1 protein-coding gene is annotated in these 1,526 nt (G+C 33.9%); it reads left to right on the forward strand.

Going from position 1 to position 1,526, the window contains the following annotated elements; translation table 11 throughout:
- The first annotated feature begins 193 nt into the window (after positions 1-193).
- Complete coding sequence (locus F6K53_RS41720) at positions 194-1,177, forward strand: L-histidine N(alpha)-methyltransferase (protein ID WP_075899974.1); 984 nt, start codon at positions 194-196, stop codon at positions 1,175-1,177.
- Positions 1,178-1,526 lie beyond the last annotated feature (349 nt).

Raw genomic sequence — 1,526 nt, forward strand, 5'->3', positions numbered from 1 at the left:
CAATAGCTACACTCGCGTGTTAATTGAGGACTATCTAGAAAAGCAAATCTATACTCACTATAATATATAGCTTTTATCATAGCTATTAGGTACAGATATTTTTTTTATTATCACCTATTTCCTGCTCCCTGTTTCCTGTTCTCTGTTTCCTAAAACCAATAAATTTGTACCTGATGAGTTTGAGAATTTATATATGTTAGACTTTGAAAAAGTATACGTACATCCCAGTCAATTTCCTGAGCGAGTTTTTCAAGATTATTTAGCTGGCTTTACTTCTTGTAAAATCAATCACAAATTTCATTACGATAGTGTCAAGCAAAGCCAAAAATGGTTAAAAATACACGAAACTTATTCTCCAGCTAGACAAGATGAAAGCTGTATTGATGCCTATGCCAAGTGTTTTAAAAAAACAGCAGAAATTTTAGATGATAATAGTCTAAATTTAAATTTAATTGGCTTAGGTTGTGGTGGTGGAGAAAAAGATAAACTTCTAGTTTCCCAATTATTAAATTCTGAAAGAGCATTAACTTATTATCCTGTTGATGTTAGCTTATCTCTGGCGATAATTTCTGCTCAAAAGATCAGAGAATATTTTGCTAATTTACGGGTACAGCCCATTGTTTGCGATCTGCTTCACTCTGATGATTTAATCTCCCTTGTCGATAATCAAGACAAAAGAAATATAATTACCTTTTTTGGCATGATTCCCAATTTCGCTCCTGAGGAAATTTTGCCGATTTTAAGTAATTTTCTAAGCAAGGGAGATATATTGCTTTTTAGTGCTAATTTAGCCCCTGGTTCTGATTATCTGCAAGGTATTCAAAAAGTTCTTCCTCAATATGATAATGAGTTAACTAAAGAGTGGTTAATTACTGTTTTACTTGATGCTGGAGTCGAAGCCAAAGATGGGACTATTAAATTTACAATAGAACAGGATGAACCAAATCAACAATTTAAAAGAATTGCTGCTTATTTTGAATTAGAAAACGATGTGATTTTTAGTTTAGAAAACAACCTTATTGAGTGGAGAAGCAAAGATAGAATTAGATTATTTTTTTCCTATCGTTATACTACTCCTATGATTCAAGAAATACTAAAGAGTTATGGTATTAAGGTTTTGGATTACTGGGAAGCTGCTAATCAAGAAGAAGGGGTTTATCTTTGTCAAAAACTTTAAACTATAGCAGTCCTAAATGATTCGTAAAATCTAGTGGCCGAAGCTCTCGCTATAACCCTTGTCCAGTAAAGATTTAAGATTTGGCAGATTTTAGAACTGATTTAGGATTGCTATATACACAAGGAAAAAAATGAATGATGAATGATGAATTATAAATTCCAGATTTTTCGTTCATCGAACTGCGCGATCGCGCTGCGCTTCCCTGCCATCGTTCATCTCAAAGTCGGAATGTGCAGACAGACTCTAATTTATCTCTGTGAGGCATAGGAATATTCTTGGGAGGAGATATCATCAGCAGAGAGTTGTCAAACTTAACATCTGGTATCTCAGCAAGAGCACCCAAGGGTTG

The sequence above is a fragment of the Moorena sp. SIO4A1 genome (assembly GCF_010672065.1).
Taxonomy (GTDB): Bacteria; Cyanobacteriota; Cyanobacteriia; order Cyanobacteriales; family Coleofasciculaceae; genus Moorena.